This window comes from Niallia oryzisoli, assembly GCF_043641075.1.
GTDB lineage: Bacteria > Bacillota > Bacilli > Bacillales > Cytobacillaceae > Bacillus_BD > Bacillus_BD oryzisoli_A.
The window spans coordinates 296449-317092 of sequence record NZ_JBHZRC010000003.1 but is presented as its reverse complement, the minus strand read 5'-3'; the positions used below and the strand labels follow the sequence as shown (position 1 = coordinate 317092).

The following is a 20644-nucleotide window of genomic DNA, read 5'->3' as shown; positions in this document are numbered from 1 at the left end:
AGTAATGCGTTATTGTGGTGTGGGACTGTCCCCTGGCGCGTAGATTGCTAAATGCTAGTCGAATAGATATATAGAAGGGATCGGAATGTTGAAGAAGAGAGTCGTTATTTTGATGTTGTTTGTATTTTTATTTGTTGGCTTTGGGGTACCTTCTCAGATGGCTGCGGCGAGTGATTCGGGCTGGAAGCTGGAAAATGGGGAATGGTATTACTATGATCATAACGCGAAAGTAACCGGCTGGGTGCTTGAGGGAAATGATTGGTATTATATGGACTCCTCCGGTAAGATGGTGACTGGTTGGTATCTGGTTGATGGCAAATGGTATTATTCCGATTGGAACGGCAGGATGCTGACAGGCTGGATTCAGGACAAGGGAACTTGGTATTATTTGAACTTTAACGGTGCCATGCAGACGGGCTGGCTGTTGGTTGGCGATAATTGGTATTACTTAGATGCTTCGGGCAGAATGCTTACAGGGTGGTACCTACTTAACAGCAAATGGTACTATTCAGACTCAAACGGGGTGATGCAAACGCGCTGGATAAAGGATAATGGCAAGGAATATTACCTGGATAAAAACGGTGCCTGGAATCCGAATCCTGTCTACCTTGAAGGAAGAATCATCGTGATTGATCCTGGTCATGGTGGACATGACAGCGGTGCAACGGCTGCAGGTGTCTATGAAAAAACAATTAATCTTAATGTCGGTTTAAAATTAAGAGATTACTTGACTAAGCACAATGCAACCGTATATATGACAAGAAGCACCGATGAGTTTATCTCATTAACTGATCGGGTAGCATTTTCAAATAGGATTGAACCAGATGCATACATAAGTATTCATGTAAACTCTGCGGGCAGCGCGGCCATCGGAATCGAAACATACCATAACTCCGAAAAAGGTGTATTACCTGAGGAAAGTAAGGACCTGGCAGAAGCTGTACAAAGTGAGCTTTTAAAAGCGACCGGTGCATCCGATAGAAGAGTAAAGGATTCAAACTTTGCTGTCACAAGAGGGAATTATACACCTGCCATTCTCGTTGAGATGGGCTTTATCACAAATGATGCCGAACGTGCCAACCTGACTAACAGCCTCTATCAGGATAAAATCGCAAAAGGAATCTATAACGGGTTAAGTGTGTTTTTTGACAGTTAATATGATTGATAGAGAAACCAGCGTTGAACTGGTTTCTTTTTTATTTATAACAGGACTATTTTCATTGCTATTTTATACCTCTCCTATAGATGAAGGGGAGTTTTTATGGCTAAATTCCTATGTTTCAGTAAAAATAGGTCCAAATTAATTGAACTTTTATACTATACTGGTAAAATATTAAAGTAGATAATAAAAGAATGGGGGTAAAACTATGAAAAAATTCACATTGGTCCTATTGTTTGCAGCGCTAATGCTGCTTCCAACGGTCGCCTTTGCCGAAGAAAATCAAGCAACTGAGGTATCGGATGATGCAGCCGCAGTGGAAGTGCAGCAAAACAATGTTTCAGCAGCTGCTTTAACAGGCTGGGTACAAAGCGGGGATAATTGGTACTATTATAATGAGTATGGTTATAAGGAATATGGTACCTGGATTCAAAGCGGTAGTAATTGGTTTTATGTAGATGAATATGATGGGGCTATGGTTGTGAATCAGGCCTATGAGATTGACGGTAAAGGCTTCTTCTTTAATCATTTAGGTGTCATGCAGTCAAATGGCTGGTATACAGATGGTTATAATTGGTATTATGCTACAGCGAATGGAATCCTCTGGGAAGGCTGGCTCGCGTATAATGGAAGTTGGTATTACTTTGATGAGGATTATTACTACATGCTAACGTCAGAACGACGAGATATTAATGGAGTAAAATTTTTCTTTGATCAAAACGGAGCGATGACTTCAAATGGCTGGGTAACAGATGGATACGGCACATGGTATTATGCGCAGGGAAATGGAACGCTATACACTGGCTGGCTTGCGAGCGGTGGGAAGTGGTATCATTTCGATGAAGACTACGCCTATATGGATACGGGTGTAAACTATGTAAACGGCACTCAATATGTGTTTAATTCGAATGGTGCCATGGCTACAAATGGCTGGGTTAATTCCTATGGAACATGGTATTACGCCAATAGTAATGGAACAGCGCACAACGGCTGGTTAGCCAGCGGCGGTAAATGGTATTACTTTAATCCAGAAATGTTAACGGGTAGATGGACCATAAATCAAAGTGATTATTACTTTGATACAGATACTGGCGCAATGAAGACAAATGCCTGGATTCAAAACGGATCGTATTGGCATTATGCAGATAGCAATGGAACACTACATAAAGGCTGGCTCACAAGCGGAGGCCAATCGTATTATTTCAATAACAGCGGTGTAATGTTAACCGGTATTCATCGAATCGGCTTCGATTATTATTATTTTGACTACGCAACCGGTAAATTAATAGAATCAAGATATGGTTATTACTACTAAAATTTTTGGCTAAATTAAAATGCAATGTTTACTTTAGATCACATGTTGATTTTCGTGGAAGGCACGAAGACTCCTCGAAAATTCTATCGAATTTTCTCGTGCGTGGGCGGATTCGAGGATGTAGTTCAATGTCCTGCAGGAGAAGCGAGGCAGTCGAGACCCCACAGACACGAAGTGTCGAGGAGGCTCGGCGGTCGCCTGCGGAAAGCGAAGTGCCTGGAACGAAAATCAACAATTGTGTAAGAGCCGGAATATATTAACCCCCATTGCTTCCAATAGTGGAACAACGGGGGTTTTATTGTATATTTGCATTATAATGGAATAGAATTTATATTGTATTCCATTATAATGAATGTATACTTGGCTTAAAAAGTACATTAAGAGTGTACAAAATATAATTAATTGATGCTATAATTGATTGCTGAAGCAACAATAACAATTTATCCATTTATATAAATTTTCCTACTCTAACATTTTAGATACAAGGAATGTAAATAGACCATGAGAGCATCTTCAATTATAGGAAAGAAGGAAATTACAATGAACAAAAATGTACTGATTACAGGTGGAGCGGGTTTCATTGGGAGCAGCTTAGCATTGAAACTTCTCGAAAAAGGATACAATGTAACAGTTCTAGATAACTTATCTCCTCAGATTCATGGAGAAGATGGAACAAAATCGGAATTGTTCTTAAAAATTAGAGATAAAGTGAACTTTATTCAAGGTGACGTCGTCAATATGGATGACTGGAGAACAGCTTTAAAGGAACAAGATGTTGTCGTTCATTTAGCGGCTGAAACGGGAACGGGTCAATCAATGTATGAAATTAATAAATATATTGATGTCAATGTTAAAGGAACATCCAATCTATTACATATCTTAACTAATGAAGAACATCAAATAAAAAAAATCGTAGTTGCTGCTTCTAGGGCAATCTATGGTGAGGGCATGTACCATTGCTCAGAACACGGTACGGTCTATCCGGTTGAACGAATCGATGCAGATATGAGTAAAGGTGATTTTGAAGTAAAATGTCCGATTTGTAACCGTAACGTAGAGCTATTAGCAACAACAGAAGAAACAAAAATTCATCCTACATCCATTTATGGAATTACAAAGCAAATGCAGGAAGAAATGTGTATGGTCGTTGGAAAGTCACTTAATATTCCTGTCGTAGGCTATCGTTATCAAAACGTTTATGGACCGGGTCAATCATTGAAGAATCCTTATACTGGAATTCTTTCTATCTTCTCAACCATCATCAAAAATCATAACAATATTAATATTTTCGAGGACGGTCTGGAATCAAGAGATTTTGTGTTTATTGATGATGTGGTTGATGCGACAATCCTGGGAATCGAAAAGGATGAAGCAAACTTCGAAAGCTTTAATGTTGGGACAGGTGTTCCGACAACAGTTATTGAGGTAGCGAATCTGTTAAAAGAAAAATATCAAGCAGCAGAAACTGAAATTGCAATTAGCGGAAATTATCGATTAGGTGATATTAGACATAATTATGCTGATTTAACCAAAATACATGATAAGCTTGGCTTTACACCAAAAGTCAGCTTTGAAGAAGGCATCAGTAAATTTGTTGATTGGGTAAATCAACAAGAGGTTGTTGAGGATAATTATCAAAAATCTATCGATGAAATGAAGAAAAAAGGATTATACAAATAATGGAATCTAGATTAAAAAATAAAAAGATTTTATTCTTATGTCCTTTATTTTTTAATTATCACAAAAAATTAATAAAGGCCATGGAATCGATGGGTGCGGAAGTGAAGTTCTTTGATGAGCGCCCATCAAATACTGTTCTCTCAAAAGCGTTGCTAAGGATTAATCCAAATTTCGTTAAGGTTCAAATAAAAAAATATTATGAAGAAATGACAATGAAGATACAAGATGAAAAGTTTGACTATATTTTTATCTGCCAGGCGGAAGCGACGCCAAAGTCATTTCTTCGCAATGTCAAAAATATGAACCCGCAGGCTAAAATGGTTCTTATGCTTTGGGATTCTGTTGCAAATAAGGTAAATACATTAGAAAAGCTAGAGTTTTTTGATGTGGTTTATTCCTTTGATAAAAAGGATTGTGATAAGCTAGGTCTTACGTTTAGACCTTTGTTCTTTGATGAAGAGTATGAACAGATTGCTGAAGAGAATTCATTATTAGTATACGACTTATTTTTTGTCGGAACCGTCCATAGCGACCGATATCAAATCCTAAAAAAAGTGAAGGAACAGTTTGAAAAAAATCATTCAAAGGTATTTTATTTTTTATACATTCCTACTAAATTGATGTATTATCAGAGAAAATGGCTGACAGATGAATTGAAAGACAGTCATATCTCTGAATTCTCCTTTGTTGGTATGCCAAGCGACCAATTGACGGCTAAATTAAAGCAGTCAAAGACAGTGGTTGATATTCAACATCCAAAGCAATCAGGCTTGACGATGCGGACAATCGAAATGCTTGGTGCCAACAAAAAAATGATTACGACCAATGCAGATATTGAAAACTATGATTTCTATCATCCGAATAATATATGTATTATCGATAGAAATAACGTGGTTGTACCGGCTGAATTTATTCAGTCACCGTATGTGCCTGTTAACGAGGAAGTAAAAGAAAGATATTCGATTACGTATTTTGTTCTGGACATATTAGGGCTGACAGATGAAAAAGAGCATCACTTTTATGTTGAGGAGTAGTGGAGGAAAACAATGAAGGTCTCTGTAGCAATGGCCACTTATAATGGAGAGAACTATATAAAACAGCAGATTGACAGCATTCTCTCTCAATTAGGCAGTGAAGATGAGCTGATTATATCTGATGATCATTCGTCTGACCGCACGGCTTCAATTATTGAAGGATATATGAAGGAGGATCCCCGCGTTAAGTTGTTTATGAATGATGAAAAAGGGGTGACTTCAAATTTTGAGAATGCCATCAAGCGGACTCAGAATGATATTATCTTTCTAAGTGACCAGGACGATGTATGGAAGCCGGAGAAAGTGCAGACGGTTCTATCGTATTACGAAAAAAATCCACAGGTGTTAATGATCATGTCAGATATTACGGTTGTAGATAATGAGTTAAATCCGACCATCGAATCATTTTATGCCTATCGAGGAAGCCGAGCAGGTGTGATTAAAAATATTGTAAAGAATAGCTATATCGGCTGTGCGATGTCTTTCCGAAAAGAATTAAAGCAACAAATCCTGCCGATACCGAGAAATGTCCCGATGCATGATATGTGGATTGGTTTGGTTGCTGATATGAAGAAAGCAGCACTGTTAATTCCTGAAAAATTAATATACTACCGAAGACATAACAGTACGGTTACGACCGTGGAAAATAACTCCACATTAAAGGAAAAAGTAATTTGGAGGTTTCAAATTTCTACCCTGCTGATAAAATCATATTTAAAAAACCGATAGATTGTCACATAAAAAAGGCTGTCCTAAACGTCATATGAATGACCTTTTGGGCAGCCTTTATTTCATACAGGGAAAATCTTAACTTTTTCAGTTGCTTGTAGAACTATTTTACAAAACTTCTTTCAGACACGGCATTACCAAATTCATCCAACCAATAAAAAGAAAAGATACAAAATTTAATAGGATAATGCTATAATTGGTTTTTGTAAAAAAGGTAAATGATATTGTCGAATTTAGCGCATTTCTTCGCATGGAAAGGTGGATGCTGATTGTTTTTCAAAGGGAACAGCATAGAGCAATTTATTGATTCTCGAAAAAATAACCTTGATATTATTCGATTTTTCGCAGCAACCTTCGTTGTCTTTTCACATGCTTACCCATTAACAACAGGAAATAACAGCACAGAAGCATTTGCTGTGTTTTCAAATGGCCAAATGACCTTTGGTGAGCTTGCGGTTAGTATCTTTTTTGTGATTAGTGGATTCCTTATTACGCAGAGCTATGACAGATCCAAGGATGTCATTTATTACTTCAAAGCCAGGGTATTAAGGATTTTTCCAGGTCTTATTTTTTGCGTGCTGTTATCGGTTCTCATCCTTGGCCCGATTTTTACCGAGTTAAGTGTATTGGAATACTTTAAAGATTATGATACGTACGAGTATTTAAGAACCATCACCTTGTACTGGATTCAGTACGACCTGCCTGGTGTGTTCCATTCTAATATATGGCCTGATGCTATTAACGGATCGCTATGGACTTTATGGTATGAATTTTTCTTTTACATTGTAGTGGCTGTACTGGGTATAATGAGACTTCTTGATAGGAGAATTGTTTTAATCAGCTTTCTCCTTGCGACGGCACTTCATTACATAGGTATTGGCGGATTCTATACTGATCTATATCGTTATTTCGGTGCGGGAATGGTTTTCTACCTATACCGTAAACAACTGAAGATCAATGGATGGATGGCGGTACTTTCCTTTATTATTTTGGCTGTAACAGTGAAGTATGGTTACTTTATCTATGCATTTTCCATTTTTGGCACCTACTTTATTTTCTATCTTGCCTTTGAAACAAGGTTAAGGCTGCATAACTTCGGTAAATTTGGTGATTTTTCATATGGAATTTATATTTACGGATTTCCGATGCAGCAAATTATGGCCCATACATTTGGCCAGTTAACACCATGGCAGAACTTCCTGCTGGCCTATCCGTTGGCATTGATATTTGCCATTGCATCCTGGTATCTAGTAGAGAAACGAGCGTTAAAATACAAAAAAGTGTCACTGCTTAAATTTAAACAAGATTATAAACCCCAAAATACGAATTGAGAGTAAGAAGTTGAATGAAAGCTTAAAGGGGAAGTGGAATGGGTGAGGTTTGTTTATGAATAAGTTTGAAAAAATATTGCTGACTGTTTTTTTTATTGAAATGTTTATCGGCGGGGGAGGAAGGCTGATTGATTTCGGCTTTCTCTCCATCCGTCAGGTTCTGTTTATCCTGCTAATTCTGACATTTATGTTGAGGATCGTCAGGCAACGAGCGTATTTAGATAGGAATATTAATACCTTTATAAAGTTTAATCCTTTAACCATTTTAATTTATTTACTAATCGCAAGCTTTGTATTTAGTGTAGCGACTGGATTCATCAATGATCATCCATTGTCAATCATTGTGATGGACTTTTTCCGCGTTTCCTTTATTGCGGCGTATTTTCCATTAGCCTACTATATTGCTGACGATCGTTTTTCAAAGGATCGTGTCATCACGATTCTAAAGTATAGTGCACTAATCGTATCATTGTTTACGATTACGATATCGATTCTGGGGAAAACCATTTATTCAACCAACTTCGGGGAGTACTATTATTTTATCAACGGCTTTATGAATGATGATTTATACTTCAGACCGAGCAGAAGTGTGTTTTACAAGAGTCACCTGTTTGTGTTAATTGCTCTACTGATTTCATTGAATGCTGTACTTGATAAAAAGTACACAAAGCTTGATGTCATCAATCTGATTATTTGCTCCATCTCATTAATATGGTCTGAGACAAGAGGCTTCCTGCTTGCCTTCATGGTGAGTGTCCTTACAATTCTTCTATTAGACAGCCGAATTCTTTCACAGCCAGCTAAAAAGCTATCTGAAAAGATTCGTTTGCTTTTCCGTTCAAAGCAGTTTATGAAGAAAATGATTATTGGTTTAATGCTGATTGTCGCCGTTCCTTTCATGTTTAACTATATGACGCTTGAGCGTTTTGAAAATCAAACACAAACACATGAAACGGAGAAGCCTTCTAAATCTACGGATAAGAAGTCCGGTAAAAAAGAGGCTAAGCCTGAGGTAAATGATATTAGTGCCAATACACGTGTGGCGGATATTTACGAGGGCGCCAGGATATTGAGTGATCCTGTTTATTTAATTCTCGGAACAGGCTATGGAATGGAAATCGGGGAACGGGTAACAGGAATTGAGATAAGCTTCCTTGATATATTGATTGAACAGGGTTCGATAGGGTTTCTAATCTGGTTGAGTCTCTTCCTGCTCGTTTTCTATAATTATCATGTGGTATACAAACAGAAGAGAGAAATTACGACTCTTGAGGTATCATTACTTGCAGCGTTTATGGGAATGTTGTTATTAACGAATATTAATCCATTTATCAACAATCCGCTTGGCATTACTTTCTTCCTCTTTATTCTTATTGTGGCGCAGAATAGAAAGGAAAAGGAAATGGGAGGCGTCAAATGAAACTGACCATCGTTGTCGTCTTCTATCAGCAAAGGATTGAGCAGGCCAAGACGTTTGTCTCATTAACCAATGCACTGGTTCCCAGGGATCAGGATGATATAGAAATCATCCTTTATGATAATAGTAAGAATAAGCAGGACTTTAACGCTGCAGGCTATCCAGGATTGGGGATCACGTATACACATGATCCTCGTAATCTTGGGATTGCGGCTGCGTATAACTATGCCTGGAAAAAAGCACAGGTCAACGGCAGTGAATGGCTTCTATTATTTGACCATGATACACAAGTAACAAAAGAGTATATCGAGAAAATGATCAAGGATCATGCGGTTGATGAACAGGTTGCCGCGGTTGTACCGAAAATTAACAGTAACAATACAATGATTTCGCCGGTTTTTAGTCATTCTTTACGTCCTCTTACACTGGAAAGACCCGCTATCGGACTTCAAACTGAACCGGTCATGGCGATTAACTCAGGAACACTTGTGAGAGTCAGCTTTATCAATGAATTAGGCGGCTTTAATGAGGCATTTGCCTTGGATTACTTGGATCATTGGCTGTTTTATGAAATTTATGCAAAGGGTAAAAAGGTGTTTTTAGTAGATGTAACACTTGAGCATGAGCTTTCTGTTATGGACTACAGCACTGTTTCGCTTAACCGCTATAAAAGTATCCTCGATGCTGAAATGAAATTCTATTCAGCCTATAAAAAGGACCTATTAGGAGCGTACCGCAAGCAGCTGTTTAAACGATTCGTAAAACAGGTACTTGTAGTGAAAAATAAAAAAATTGCCCTTGAGACAATAAAACAGCTTTTCTAAACGAAAAGAAGGTATACAATAAGAACTGGGAAAGATGAATGGGTAAATCAGGAATACCGGATGAATGAGCGGCATAACTGTTTACCAACTGTACATAAAAACGGATTCTATGAAGAATGAAAAAGGAGATGGCTTTAAGTGAAAGGAATTATTTTAGCGGGTGGAAGCGGGACGCGATTATACCCCTTAACAAAAGTAGTATCCAAGCAATTGCTGCCAGTCTATGACAAACCAATGATCTATTATCCGCTGTCAGTGTTAATGCTTGCAGGGATCAAGGATATTCTAATCATTTCTACTCCACAGGATACACCACGATTTGAGCAAAGCCTTGGTGATGGTTCTGATTTAGGCATTCGCCTTACATATAAAGTACAGCCGCATCCAGGCGGACTGGCACAAGCGTTTTTGATTGGTGAAGAATTTATTGGGGATGACAGTGTAGCACTTGTACTAGGCGATAACATTTTCTACGGTCATGGTCTAACCAATTTACTCGATAAAGCAGTGGCACGTGAAAACGGCGCAACGGTGTTTGGATACTATGTAAATGATCCAGAACGTTTCGGAGTCGTCGAATTTGATCAAGATGGCAAAGCTATTTCGATTGAAGAGAAGCCGGAAGCACCTAAATCAAATTATGCAGTTACTGGTCTGTATTTTTATGATAACAGGGTTGTAGAAATTGCAAAGAATATTAAACCATCCGCACGCGGAGAGCTGGAAATTACCGATATTAACAAGGAATACCTTGAAAAAGGTGAGTTAAATGTTGAGCTATTAGGCCGCGGCTATGCATGGCTTGATACGGGTACACATGAATCCTTGTTAGAGGCTTCACAGTTTATCGAGACGATTGAAAAACGACAGTCTTTAAAAATTGCCTGCCTTGAGGAGATTGCATATAAAAGGGGTTACATTACAAAAGATAAGTTAATTGAACTTGCCGAACCATTAATGAAAAATCAATATGGCCAATATTTAATGAAGATTGCTAATATGGCGCCAAACCAAATTCAATAAGTGAGGTCTATGAATGATGAATATGATACCAACTAAAATTCCTGATGTGGTTATTCTAGAGCCAAAGGTATTTGGAGATCACCGTGGTTATTTTATGGAAAGCTATAATAAACAAGTGTTTGATCAGCTTGGATTAGATTATGAATTCATTCAGGATAATCAATCCTTATCAAGCCCAGTTGGAACATTACGCGGTTTACATTTCCAACTGAATCCAAAGGCACAAACAAAAATTGTCCGCTGTATTACAGGGGCTATTTATGATGTTGCTGTAGATATCCGAAAAGGATCACCAACATATGGTGAATGGGTCGGCGTGATCCTATCTGAGCATAATAAACGCCAGCTTGTGGTACCAAAAGGCTTTGCACATGGATTCTGCACACTTGTGCCGGATACAACGGTTGCCTATAAGGTGGATGAGTATTATTCACCAGAGCATGATGGCGGCATTCTTTGGAATGATCCAGCACTTGGAATTGATTGGCCGACAGCTAATCCAATTTTATCTGATAAGGATACGAAGCACCCGACTTTGGCAGAAGCAACACATCTAAATTTCGTTTACGAGAAATAGGAGGCAATACATATATGAAATTACTAGTGACAGGCGGCGCTGGCTTTATTGGCAGTAACTTTGTCCGCTATATGGTAAATAAATATCCGGAGTACAATATTTATAATCTAGACTTATTAACGTATGCTGGAAACCTTGAAAACCTTAAGGATATTGAAAACAAGCCAAACTACAAATTTGTCAAAGGCGATATTGCTGACCGCACATTTGTTCAAGAGCTTTTTGAAAAAGAACAATTCGATTACGTGCTGAACTTTGCAGCAGAGTCCCACGTGGACCGCAGCATCACAAATCCGGAGATTTTTGTGCAGACAAATATTCAAGGCACACTTGCGCTCTTAGATGCAGCTAGAGCAATTGGTGTAAAGAAATATCTTCAGGTTTCAACTGATGAAGTATACGGAACATTAGGTGAGACTGGTTATTTTACAGAAGAAACACCATTGGCGCCTAACAGCCCGTACAGTGCAAGTAAAACAGGGGCAGACCTGTTAGTTCGTGCCTATAACGAAACTTATGGAATGCCGGTAAATATTACACGCTGCTCTAATAACTATGGTCCGTATCATTTCCCTGAGAAGCTGATTCCATTAATGATTATCAATGCGCTGCATGATAAAGAGCTACCGATCTATGGTGACGGCTTGAACGTACGTGACTGGCTTCATGTTGAAGACCACTGCCAGGCAATTGATTTGGTGCTTCATAAAGGCCGTAACGGTGAAGTGTACAATGTCGGTGGAAACAACGAACGTACAAACATTGAGATTGTTAAAACAATCCTTGCACAGCTTGGCAAGCCGGAATCGTTAATGAAATTTGTTAAAGACCGTCCAGGACATGACCGTCGCTATGCAATCGATGCGACAAAGCTTCGCACAGAGCTTGGCTGGGAGCCGAAATATACGTTTGAAACAGGTATCAAGCAAACAATCGATTGGTATTTAAACAACCAAGAGTGGTGGCAGAACATTATTTCCGGTGAATACCAGGAATACTTCAAGTCCCAATACGGCGACCGGTTAGAGGTAGAATAATGAAGGTTTTAGTTACAGGTATCAATGGTCAGCTGGGATATGATGTGGTCAAAGAGCTGGAGAAAAAGGGTCATACTGCACATGGAACAAAGCGCGAGGATTTTGATTTAACGAATGAAGCCGACGTTCATCGCTTTGTTGAAGAAATGAAGCCTGATGCGATCATTCATTGTGCTGCTTATACAAATGTTGATCAAGCGGAAACAGACCGTGAGACGGCCTATAACGTTAATGGTTTAGGCACAAAATACCTGGCGCAGGCCGCACATGAAATCAAGGCGAAAATGGTGTATGTGAGCACAGATTATGTCTTTGACGGAAACGGCACGGAACCGTATGAGGTGGATGAGCCGACAAAGCCACTTGGTGTGTACGGGGAAACCAAATTGGCCGGTGAGAAGTTTTTACAGGAAAGCCTTGAACAGCATTTCATCGTCCGTACCGCATGGGTATACGGCATTAACGGCAATAACTTTGTCAAAACGATGCTCCGCCTTGGAAAAGAGCGCGGGGAAGTGGGCGTTGTAGCCGATCAGGTTGGGTCGCCAACGTATACAGTGGATTTAGCGAAATTCCTTGTTGAATTGATTGAAACAGACAAGTATGGAGTATATCATGCTTCAAACAGCGGAGTTTGCTCATGGTACGAATTTGCGGTAGAAATTTATAAGCAGGCTGGTTTAAGTGTAAAGACAAACCCGCTTACGACAGAGCAGTTTCCACGCCCGGCTGCAAGACCGAAATATTCTGTCCTTAGCAAGCGAAAATTAAATGAACAAGGTTTTACCCCTTTACGTGACTGGAAGGAAGCACTTTCAGATTATTTAAAGGAGTTAAATGAACAGGAATAAGGCTGACTTTTTAGTTGGCCTTTTTTAGAATAAACTTTCCAAAAGGCTGCAGCTGGATGTTGAGATGTCAGCTCAGACCTCCTTACCAGGCAGCCGTGCATCATTCTTAGATCTAACAACATGTAATGAGGAGGATTTTTTCGTTGAGTACTGTGTATGAAAAGGTGAAATCATATTTTAGAGGCAGAAAGGTCTATCAGGCACTAAAGTCTAATCCTGTGCTGCTAAAAATTAATCAGCATTATCGTAATAATGCAGTGAATGCCAAGCGTGATTCTGTCCAAGCTTATGGCTATGAGAGTCTTTTGCTTATGAAGGAGGCCTTTACGAGCCTTGAACTGGATTTTTGGCTTGATTATGGCACCCTGCTTGGAGCCATTCGTGAAAAGGATTTTATCGGCCACGATTATGATATTGATGTCGGTACATACTATACTAATGCCGAGGATGCGAAGCGTTTGGCCGAGTGTCTGAAGGAAAAAGGCTTTGAAAAAGCGCGGGAATTTTTAATTGATGGAAATATTGTAGAAGAGACGTATATTTATAAAGGGGTAAACGTGGATGTGTACTATTATCACAAGGGTGAAAACCATGTATTCTGTTACGCTTGTGAAGAGGGTGAGCATACCGTTTATCAGGAAACACCTGAATATACTTTTGTCACAAAGCTAACGGTGAAAAAGGTGAAATCTACCTTCACTGGGCTTACGTCGATTGATTTTAAAGGGAATTCATTCCCGATTCCTGAGAGCTATGACGAATATTTGAAGGATAACTACGGAGAAACCTACATGGTCCCAAATCCAAACTGGGATTGGACAAAGGAAGTTGAAACGGAGATACTGCCATTTAATGAAAATACGAAGGCGTACTTGTTTCATCTGAAATGATTAGAAGGATGAGCTAATGAAGAAATCTCTATTTAAAAACATGCTCTATAAAATCACGTTAAATGCCTTTAACCTTATCCTGCCTATTTTGGTAGGCCCGTATGTAAACCGTGTACTTGGTGCCGAGTCCATCGGGAAGGTGCAATTTGTTGAGTCTATTTATGCGTATTTTTTAATCTTTGCGACCTTTGGTGTGTATCAATACGGTCTGCGTGAAATCAGCCGGATAAAGGATGATAAACAGAAGGTCAGCCAGCTTTTTACGAGTTTATTTACGATTGGCCTTGTCACGAGTCTTGCCGCTTTGCTCTGTTATGCGGGCGTCAGTTATTTTGGCTATGGTGACGAGAGTATATTTCCGATTTTAATGATTTTCGGGTTTAATTTCATCGCCAACATCTTTATGGTTGAATGGGTTAACGAGGCGATGGAAAACTATGATTTCATTACAATTAAAACAGTCATTGTCCGCATTGTTTATGTTATCCTCATTTTTGCAATGGTGAATAGCAGTGACAATTACATTGAATATGCGATGCTTTTGGTGTTGGCTACCGTCTTAAATAATATCGTAAGCTTTATTTATATTAAGCGAAAAATAAAATTTGATTTCAGCAACATTACAATCGTAGAGCATTTAAAGCCATTATTTGTGGTCGTTGTGTTTGCCAATGGGAATGTCCTGTTCACGCTCTTAGACCGTCTGATGCTTGGGCAATTTAATAATCCAAGAGATGTTTCCTTCTATGTCATTCCACAGCAAATCATGGGTATTATTAATACATTAATGTTAAGTATCATTCAAGTATCATTGCCTAGGCTTTCTTATGTTCTAGGGTCGAATGATGAAAAGAGCTATCATATTCTCCTTAATAACATATCAAAGGTTTATTTTTCTTTGTTATTCCCGGCATCGGCAGGTATTTTTGTCCTATCGGATGTGGCCGTTTTGATTTACGGAGGTCAGGACTTTATCGGTGCATCAACGGCTTTAAGCCTTTTTGCCTTTTATATGATCGTGCTTGGCATTGACTTTATCCTTGCTAATCAGGTCATATATGTTAAAAAGAAAGAAAATGTTTTGATTAAGCTTGTGTTTATATCCGGTTTTATCAACGTTCTATTTAAAGTAGCGTTGCTTTTCATGGACAAGCTGACGCCGGCAACAGCTGTTTTTACAACCGCAATCGCGACCTTAATTTTGATTCTGCTTGAATATGGGTATATTAAACGTTATATCAAAATAGACTTTAAGTTGTTTGAATGGGCGAAAATGAAGTATTTAGTTTATTCACTGTTATTTATTCCAATCGCTTATTTTATTCGGCAATATGTATCAAATCCGATTCCGCTCTTTATCACAATTGGGATTACCTGCTCCGTTATTTATGGGATCATCCTGCTCGTAACAAAGGATATCGTTGTGCAAATTGCTCTTGAAAAAGTAAAGGGACGTTTTGGTAAGAAGCAATAGGAAGTAATTTCTATTGCTTTTTTTACTAAACATGTTAGTATCAAGTAAGTCTGCATTGAAACTTTTCTTCACAACCTTCGTCAAATATAGTGAGTCTTAAAAAAGTGACACTTCGTATAAAGCTAGCCTATTATTACAGGGCCTGTAACGAATTTGTGACGAAAATTAGATTCTCAAGGTTATAGATATATGATATAATCCATTTGGTATATTACTAGTTTAGATGATTTTTCCAAAAAAAATATAAAATCGGACAATTGGTTTGTGTTAACTGTATTTGCCTGTATTCATATGTGACGTACTGGGCAATATACAATTGAGGGAGGATACTCATGATTTACTTGACGATGTTGCTATGTATTATCTTATCGATACTAATAACGCCCTTAGTGATAAAATTAGCTTTTAAAATTGGTGCAACGGATAAACCGAATCAACGAAAAGTCCACCAGAAGATTATGCCTCGCCTTGGAGGTTTAGCGATATACATTAGTTTTGTATTCGGAGTATGGTTCTATCAGCCACAATCGCCATATCTCATGTCCATTATCGTCGGTGCTACGATTATTATCATCACCGGCATCTTTGATGACATGTTTGAAATATCAGCTAAACTAAAGTTATTGGGTCAGCTTGCCGCAGCCGGTGTTGTTGTAGCATGGGGCGGAGTACAGGTTGAATTCATTAACCTTCCGTTTAGTGACGGGATCCTTGAATTTGGATTTTTAAGTGTACCGATTACGATTCTGTGGATTGTTGGAATTACCAATGCAATCAACTTAATCGACGGACTTGATGGTCTTGCAGCAGGTGTTTCATCCATTGCTTTAATTACGATTTCCGGAATGGCGATTCTGTTTGGAAACCCATTTGTCGTCGTAATGGCATCCATTGTGTTAGCAAGTACGCTCGGTTTCCTTGTTTTCAACTTTCACCCGGCCAAAATATTCATGGGTGATACCGGAGCATTGTTCCTGGGCTTTATGATTTCGGTACTATCACTCTTAGGATTTAAAACGTCGGCGTTTATTTCCTTCATTATACCGATCATTATTCTAGGTGTTCCAATTTCTGATACATTCTTTGCTATCTTACGCCGAATCGTAAACAAAAAGCCTTTAATGGCACCAGATAAATCCCATTTACACCATTGCTTATTGGGTCTGGGCTTTACACACAGACAGACGGTCTTATTAATTTATGCAATGGCAGCCTTTTTCGGATTAGTAGCCGTGATCCTATCACAGGCTAAGCTGCTAGGTTCTTTCGCACTAATCATCGTACTGTTAGTCATCATCGAAATGATAGCCGAAAAAATCGGGCTGGTCGGCAAAAACTACCGTCCACTACTAAAATTCATAAATGGTCTACGCTATCCAACAGTAAAAGACCGATAATAGAGCAGAAAAAAGGTGAGAAGCTAGATATAGCTTCTCACCTTTTTTCGTGGTGGTGTCAGGCACTACAAAAAGACAAAAGGGCGAAGTGTCTTTTTGCGGTGCCTGACACCAGGTTAGTACTTACACATCCTTCTCCATGTAAAGCACTTCTCCTGAACGAATTTCTCCTTGGCCGTTCGTTAGCTCTACCATCCAATCGGTAAAGTGTTGGACGTCGGCTTCTTCGACGTAGGTTTCGATTTCGACCGAATCCAGGTAGTGAATCTCTTTGATCTCGTAGATGGAGGAGCGGAGTTCGTTTTCTATTTTGCCAAGCCAGGTATAGTCTATTTTCGTGGCCATCACTCTCATGAGCCTGCGTTCCACCACACCTGTTGCTTCAATGCCTTCTGATGTGGCCTTTCCATAAGCACGAATCAGTCCGCCTGCTCCAAGCTTGATTCCGCCAAAATAACGGGTAATAACCACAACCGTGTCCTTTAAATGCTTCTTTTTTAATACCTCTAGGATAGGGACACCAGCCGTGCCACTGGGTTCTCCGTCGTCATTGGCCTTTTGAATTTGATCATGCTCACCGATTAAATAGGCCGAGCAGTTATGCGTCGCATTCCAATGCTCTTTTTTGATTTTCTGTATAAAGTCCTGGGCATCTTCCTCTGTTTCTGTTCTCATAACATGAGCAATGAAGCGGGATTTTTGGATGACGATTTCATGTTCGCCATGACCTTTTACCGTATAGTACTGGGGTAGCATCGTACCGCACCTTTCATTGATAGATTTTTTTAATGAATAAAGAATTTTTCATGTAATATTTGTAAAGTTCTAGTCGTAAATACGTGCTGTTGAATCTAACACTAAAGTCTTACGACTGCATAAACCCTGTAGGATAAAAGGTTTTTTTGTCTATTTCTATTATAAAACGACAGAGTTCTTAACATCAATTTACAAAGGGATTGTAAAGAAACTTTAACATGGGTGTCTTAATTGCATGGTATAATGGTTATAATCAATGAGGACTAAAGATCATTATGAAATACGCAAAAAAATTTTTAAAATATTAGCAGTATTTTATAACGAACAAATGGAATATGGTGTAAAATAGGATGTATGGCATCCTTGGTAGGATAATTGATGATAATAGCCTACAAAACAACTTTGTAGCGAACAAAATTATCCCAAACTATCCTTTTCACACTAGATAATTAATTTGTGTGAAAGGTTCTAGTGTCCTCTGGGGGAATACAATGAATATAAAAAAATTTGATACAAAAGCACTTGATCTGATTTTAGAAAAAATGATGGATACTGTCGGAAACAGTAAAAAGGAAATCTTCGAAATTGGACAAACATGCCAAAATGATTTCCAAACACTGACAGAAGAACTGCAGGAAGTAAAAACGGCAGTCCGCAGCATGATTGAAGAAGGCGATAAGCTGGAGGCAATGGCAAGGCTATCAAGAAAGCGGCTTTCAGAGGTCAGCAAGCATTTCAACCAATATTCTGAGGCTGAAGTCCGGGGAGTTTATGAAAAAGCCCACCAGATTCAAACAGACCTTACGATGAACAGGCAGATGGAAAAACAGCTTCGCGCCCGACGCGACGACCTTGAACGCAGACTTACCGGGTTATCAGAAACGATTCAGCGTGCCGACCATCTTGTATCGCAAATATCTGTCGTCCTAAACTATTTATCAAGTGACTTAAGACAAATTGGCGAAGTATTAGAGGATGCCAAACAAAAGCAAGATTTTGGCTTGAAAATTATTGAAGCGCAGGAAGAAGAACGCAAACGGTTATCCAGGGAAATTCACGATGGACCTGCACAAATGATGGCAAATGTTATGATGCGTTCGGATTTAATTGAAAAAATATACCGGGAACGGGGAGTGGAAGAGGCCATTTTTGAGATCAAGAACTTAAAAAGGATGGTTCGTGATGCTCTGTATGAGGTGCGTCATATTATTTATGACTTACGCCCAATGGCACTTGATGACTTAGGTTTAGTTCCTACTTTGAAAAAATATCTACAAACGATTGAAGAGTATTTCAATAGTGCGCAAATTCGTTTTATTTGTATGGGTGAAGCTAAACGACTGCCGGCCAAATTTGAAGTTGCACTTTTCCGTTTGGTACAGGAGTCTGTTCAAAACGCGATGAAGCATGCGGCAGCCAGTGAAGTGGTCGTAAAACTGGAGTTCCAACGAGATCATCTGACCGTTATTGTTCGAGATAATGGAAAAGGCTTCGATGTAAGTAAGAAAAAGCCTAATTCCTTTGGATTGATCGGTATGAAAGAAAGAGTTGAGCTCTTAGAAGGGGAGCTTTCGCTTGATTCAAAAGAAGGCAGTGGAACCATGGTCATCATCCAAGTCCCGATTGTAGTGGAAAGCGCACTGAAGGAATACACACTTTAAAAAGCATATAAAAGGATGGACATTTTGCCTGGAAAATTGGCAAGTGAAAGAATATACTAGAGCTCGGAATAGAAGAGTATTGGCGATGTTTTAGGGAGGCGGAGTATTTTGACAACCAAAATTGTGATTATCGACGATCATCAGTTATTTAGAGAAGGTGTAAAAAGAATCCTGGAATTTGAAAAAACGTTTCAGGTGGTAGCAGAAGGTAACGACGGCTGTGAAGCCCTTCAGCTAGTAGAGGAGCATCATCCAAATGTTGTATTGATGGATATCAATATGCCAGAGACGAACGGGATTGAGGCAACACGTCTACTTGTTGAAAAATATCCAGATTCAAAGGTTATCATACTATCCATTCATGATGATGAGAACTATGTCACACATGCGTTAAAAACAGGCGCATGCGGCTACTTATTAAAGGAAATGGACGCAGATGCCTTAATTGAAGCAGTAAAGGTGGTAGCTTCAGGTGGTTCGTATTTACATCCAAAGGTTACCCACAATTTAGTAAACGAATTCAGACGTCTTGCGGCAGAAGAGGAAGGCGGAAATCATTATGTACTGCAAATGGAAGTCCGTAGACCACTTCATCTGCTAACACGCCGTGAATGTGAGGTTCTTCAATTATTAGCAGACGGAAAAAGCAACCGCGGTATCGGCGATGCTTTATATATCAGTGAAAAAACGGTTAAAAACCATGTAAGTAACATCCTGCAAAAAATGAACGTAAACGACCGTACACAAGCGGTTGTTGAAGCGATTAAAAAGGGCTGGGTGGAAGTAAGATAATAGGACGTACTCTCTTTGAGAGTACGTTTTTTTTGTCTGAATAATGTGGATAAGTGACTGGGATTTTGTGGATAATTTGTTAAAACAGTGGATATGTTAGCGGGAACTTTGGTAATAATAGAAAACACCTCCCAACGAACCTCCAATCCTCCATGGAGCCCAATCCAACTCAAATTCCGAACATATAGTGAATAATTCCTAGATTCCTTTACATGTCCAACTCAAATTGGTACATCTAATATAGAAACATATTTCATCAGAGGTGATTAGGATGAATTCACTATCTATCCTTAACAATGAAGAGCTGTTAAAAACTTATTTCCTAGCGTTGAACATGAAGCTGGATGCTGAGTTTATTGAACTATTACGAACAGAGTTGGATGTTAGGACATTAGAAAATATGCAGCCTCATAAACATGAAAACCATACACATTTAGTAGGTGTTCAATAGAAGATACTGTCGTGATAGAATACCCATTCTGCAAAACCTGAATCTTTACTCAACTATAATTAATGCAATTCAACCTGTTTTCATATAAAATGGTATTTAGACAAATAGTAAAGGGTAAGGGAGCGCCCTGTCATAGAGATTGCTTTTCTATGAATAGTGTAAAATTAGCATGTCTTCATATAAACAAACATAATCCTATAGTCAACATGCTCCGCTCCAAACAAGCCCGTATACATACCAAATGAA

19 protein-coding genes are annotated in these 20644 nt (G+C 38.9%); 18 read left to right on the top strand and 1 reads right to left on the bottom strand.

Translation table 11 applies throughout. From position 1 onward, the window contains the following. Positions 1 to 85 precede the first annotated feature (85 nt). The 15 genes from ACHUFV_RS13675 to ACHUFV_RS13605 all read left to right on the top strand — a co-directional run bounded on the left by ACHUFV_RS13675 (position 86) and on the right by ACHUFV_RS13605 (position 16738). A complete protein-coding gene (locus tag ACHUFV_RS13675; RefSeq protein WP_394234996.1) occupies positions 86 to 1156 on the top strand; it encodes an N-acetylmuramoyl-L-alanine amidase in 1071 nt (356 codons plus the stop codon). A 211-nt stretch (positions 1157 to 1367) separates the two neighbouring features. Further along, positions 1368 to 2474, top strand: a complete 1107-nt coding sequence (locus tag ACHUFV_RS13670) for a hypothetical protein (RefSeq protein ID WP_394234994.1) — start codon at positions 1368 to 1370, stop codon at positions 2472 to 2474. Between the two features lie 540 nt (positions 2475 to 3014). Continuing rightward, positions 3015 to 4154: an SDR family NAD(P)-dependent oxidoreductase gene (locus tag ACHUFV_RS13665; RefSeq protein WP_394234992.1), complete on the top strand. Its 1140-nt coding sequence runs from the start codon at positions 3015 to 3017 to the stop codon at positions 4152 to 4154. Further along, the gene (locus ACHUFV_RS13660) at positions 4154 to 5188 is read left to right on the top strand and encodes a WaaS/CpsH family glycosyltransferase (protein ID WP_394234990.1); all 1035 of its coding nucleotides are present in this window, start codon (positions 4154 to 4156) and stop codon (positions 5186 to 5188) included. Before ACHUFV_RS13665 ends, ACHUFV_RS13660 begins: the two co-directional genes overlap by 1 nt. Positions 5189 to 5200: 12 nt before the next feature. Further along, on the top strand, positions 5201 to 5917 hold the full coding sequence (locus ACHUFV_RS13655; protein ID WP_394234988.1) for a glycosyltransferase family 2 protein: 717 nt from the start codon (positions 5201 to 5203) through the stop codon (positions 5915 to 5917). 269 nt (positions 5918 to 6186) lie between these two features. After that, a complete protein-coding gene (locus ACHUFV_RS13650; RefSeq protein WP_394234986.1) occupies positions 6187 to 7248 on the top strand; it encodes an acyltransferase family protein in 1062 nt (353 codons plus the stop codon). Positions 7249 to 7303: 55 nt separating this feature from the next. Next, entirely contained in the window at positions 7304 to 8668 is a 1365-nt protein-coding gene (locus ACHUFV_RS13645; protein ID WP_394234984.1) for an O-antigen ligase family protein, read from the top strand. Further along, positions 8665 to 9489: a glycosyltransferase gene (locus ACHUFV_RS13640; protein WP_394234982.1), complete on the top strand. Its 825-nt coding sequence runs from the start codon at positions 8665 to 8667 to the stop codon at positions 9487 to 9489. The genes ACHUFV_RS13645 and ACHUFV_RS13640 overlap by 4 nt, the downstream gene beginning before the upstream one ends. A gap of 138 nt (positions 9490 to 9627) precedes the next feature. Continuing rightward, positions 9628 to 10512: a glucose-1-phosphate thymidylyltransferase RfbA gene (rfbA, locus tag ACHUFV_RS13635; protein ID WP_394234980.1), complete on the top strand. Its 885-nt coding sequence runs from the start codon at positions 9628 to 9630 to the stop codon at positions 10510 to 10512. Between the two features lie 16 nt (positions 10513 to 10528). After that, the gene (gene rfbC / locus ACHUFV_RS13630; RefSeq protein WP_394235101.1) at positions 10529 to 11089 is read left to right on the top strand and encodes a dTDP-4-dehydrorhamnose 3,5-epimerase; all 561 of its coding nucleotides are present in this window, start codon (positions 10529 to 10531) and stop codon (positions 11087 to 11089) included. 14 nt (positions 11090 to 11103) lie between these two features. After that, positions 11104 to 12126, top strand: coding sequence for a dTDP-glucose 4,6-dehydratase (rfbB, locus tag ACHUFV_RS13625; protein WP_394234978.1), 1023 nt, complete (start codon positions 11104 to 11106; stop codon positions 12124 to 12126). After that, positions 12126 to 12977 (top strand): dTDP-4-dehydrorhamnose reductase, encoded by an 852-nt coding sequence (gene rfbD / locus ACHUFV_RS13620; RefSeq protein WP_394234976.1) that lies wholly within the window; start codon positions 12126 to 12128, stop codon positions 12975 to 12977. The genes rfbB and rfbD overlap by 1 nt, the downstream gene beginning before the upstream one ends. Before the next feature lie 152 nt (positions 12978 to 13129). Then, positions 13130 to 13867 (top strand): LicD family protein, encoded by a 738-nt coding sequence (locus tag ACHUFV_RS13615; RefSeq protein WP_394235099.1) that lies wholly within the window; start codon positions 13130 to 13132, stop codon positions 13865 to 13867. 16 nt (positions 13868 to 13883) lie between these two features. Next, positions 13884 to 15341, top strand: a complete 1458-nt coding sequence (locus ACHUFV_RS13610; protein ID WP_394234974.1) for an oligosaccharide flippase family protein — start codon at positions 13884 to 13886, stop codon at positions 15339 to 15341. A gap of 332 nt (positions 15342 to 15673) precedes the next feature. Continuing rightward, entirely contained in the window at positions 15674 to 16738 is a 1065-nt protein-coding gene (locus ACHUFV_RS13605; RefSeq protein ID WP_394234972.1) for a glycosyltransferase family 4 protein, read from the top strand. Between the two features lie 123 nt (positions 16739 to 16861). On the opposite strand, the gene ACHUFV_RS13600 is transcribed toward ACHUFV_RS13605, so the two are convergent. Continuing rightward, on the bottom strand, positions 16862 to 17494 hold the full coding sequence (locus ACHUFV_RS13600) for a YigZ family protein (protein WP_394234970.1): 633 nt from the start codon (positions 17492 to 17494) through the stop codon (positions 16862 to 16864). A gap of 491 nt (positions 17495 to 17985) precedes the next feature. Here ACHUFV_RS13600 and ACHUFV_RS13595 point away from each other — a divergent pair, with 491 nt between their 5' ends. From ACHUFV_RS13595 to sda, 3 genes are all read left to right on the top strand, one after another. Further along, on the top strand, positions 17986 to 19155 hold the full coding sequence (locus tag ACHUFV_RS13595) for a sensor histidine kinase (RefSeq protein WP_394234968.1): 1170 nt from the start codon (positions 17986 to 17988) through the stop codon (positions 19153 to 19155). Positions 19156 to 19263: 108 nt separating this feature from the next. Next, the gene (locus ACHUFV_RS13590) at positions 19264 to 19947 is read left to right on the top strand and encodes a response regulator (protein WP_394234966.1); all 684 of its coding nucleotides are present in this window, start codon (positions 19264 to 19266) and stop codon (positions 19945 to 19947) included. 271 nt (positions 19948 to 20218) lie between these two features. Next, on the top strand, positions 20219 to 20398 hold the full coding sequence (gene sda, locus ACHUFV_RS13585; protein ID WP_394234964.1) for a sporulation histidine kinase inhibitor Sda: 180 nt from the start codon (positions 20219 to 20221) through the stop codon (positions 20396 to 20398). The last annotated feature ends 246 nt before the right edge of the window (positions 20399 to 20644 follow it).

What these genes read in the sequence shown, in the direction of transcription:
- rfbC (WP_394235101.1), top strand. Translation starts at nt 10,529, where the DNA reads ATGAATATGATACCAACTAAAATTCCTGATGTGGTTATTCTAGAGCCA.
- ACHUFV_RS13640 (WP_394234982.1), top strand. Translation starts at nt 8,665, where the DNA reads ATGAAACTGACCATCGTTGTCGTCTTCTATCAGCAAAGGATTGAGCAG.
- ACHUFV_RS13610 (WP_394234974.1), top strand. Translation starts at nt 13,884, where the DNA reads ATGAAGAAATCTCTATTTAAAAACATGCTCTATAAAATCACGTTAAAT.
- ACHUFV_RS13600 (WP_394234970.1), bottom strand. Translation starts at nt 17,494, where the DNA reads ATGCTACCCCAGTACTATACGGTAAAAGGTCATGGCGAACATGAAATC.
- ACHUFV_RS13605 (WP_394234972.1), top strand. Translation starts at nt 15,674, where the DNA reads ATGATTTACTTGACGATGTTGCTATGTATTATCTTATCGATACTAATA.
- ACHUFV_RS13655 (WP_394234988.1), top strand. Translation starts at nt 5,201, where the DNA reads ATGAAGGTCTCTGTAGCAATGGCCACTTATAATGGAGAGAACTATATA.
- sda (WP_394234964.1), top strand. Translation starts at nt 20,219, where the DNA reads ATGAATTCACTATCTATCCTTAACAATGAAGAGCTGTTAAAAACTTAT.
- ACHUFV_RS13670 (WP_394234994.1), top strand. Translation starts at nt 1,368, where the DNA reads ATGAAAAAATTCACATTGGTCCTATTGTTTGCAGCGCTAATGCTGCTT.
- rfbD (WP_394234976.1), top strand. Translation starts at nt 12,126, where the DNA reads ATGAAGGTTTTAGTTACAGGTATCAATGGTCAGCTGGGATATGATGTG.
- ACHUFV_RS13665 (WP_394234992.1), top strand. Translation starts at nt 3,015, where the DNA reads ATGAACAAAAATGTACTGATTACAGGTGGAGCGGGTTTCATTGGGAGC.
- ACHUFV_RS13645 (WP_394234984.1), top strand. Translation starts at nt 7,304, where the DNA reads ATGAATAAGTTTGAAAAAATATTGCTGACTGTTTTTTTTATTGAAATG.
- rfbB (WP_394234978.1), top strand. Translation starts at nt 11,104, where the DNA reads ATGAAATTACTAGTGACAGGCGGCGCTGGCTTTATTGGCAGTAACTTT.
- ACHUFV_RS13675 (WP_394234996.1), top strand. Translation starts at nt 86, where the DNA reads ATGTTGAAGAAGAGAGTCGTTATTTTGATGTTGTTTGTATTTTTATTT.
- ACHUFV_RS13660 (WP_394234990.1), top strand. Translation starts at nt 4,154, where the DNA reads ATGGAATCTAGATTAAAAAATAAAAAGATTTTATTCTTATGTCCTTTA.
- ACHUFV_RS13595 (WP_394234968.1), top strand. Translation starts at nt 17,986, where the DNA reads ATGAATATAAAAAAATTTGATACAAAAGCACTTGATCTGATTTTAGAA.